We start from the raw sequence: 665 nt of genomic DNA, 5'->3' as shown, positions 1-665 counted from the left end.
GCAAGCGGTCGGCGGGGCCATTGTGGCTCTTGACAGCGGATTGGGTCATATGAGCGAGAACCCGTCAGCGCGAGCAATGTGCCTTGAAAGACAAGGGCATTGACCTTATGGTCATGCCCGAAGGCTTGAAAGGCAGATTGCCGCGCTGACGGGTTCGCAGCGTCAACAAAGTGCTGAGTGGGCCGATAAGCCGGGTTCTGTCGTGAACGGTCATTTATCTTGTCTGCACGTTACCGTGCAGTTCCACGCACGCTACCCGAACGCGGACCGGGCCGGCCCATAGCGTTCCTATTCGCGCTTGCTCCGGATGGGGCTTGCCAAGCCGCCGTGTTACCACGACGCTGGTGGTCTCTTACACCACCGTTTCAGCTTTTCCCTTTACGCCTTGCGGCGCAGGTGGGAGTCTTCTTTTCTGCGGCGCTTTCCGTCGGATCACTCCGCCCGGCCGTTAGCCGGCATCCCGCCCTCTGGAGCCCGGACTTTCCTCACGCGTGCTGCAAGCAGCACATCGCGCGACCGTCTGGCCCACTCAGCAGTGCAAGAGTGTAACACACCGTTGCCGCAGGCAATGGCACAACGCAAACGCTCGACACGATAAACCAAGAAACCTTGATTATCAACTTCATCCGAACACTTCCCACATTCATCCGCACATGTGCGGATGA

At 58.8% G+C, this 665-nt stretch carries 1 other RNA gene; it reads right to left on the bottom strand.

The window, feature by feature from the left end:
- Positions 1-170: 170 nt before the first annotated feature.
- Positions 171-532, bottom strand: an RNA gene (rnpB, locus tag PGW49_RS10400) — RNase P RNA component class A.
- Positions 533-665: the final 133 nt, after the last annotated feature.

The organism is Collinsella aerofaciens (genome assembly GCF_027679495.1).
GTDB classification, from domain to species: domain Bacteria; phylum Actinomycetota; class Coriobacteriia; order Coriobacteriales; family Coriobacteriaceae; genus Collinsella; species Collinsella aerofaciens_AK.
Note: the sequence above shows the minus strand (reverse complement) of the source record. Positions and strands in the feature narration are given on the sequence as shown.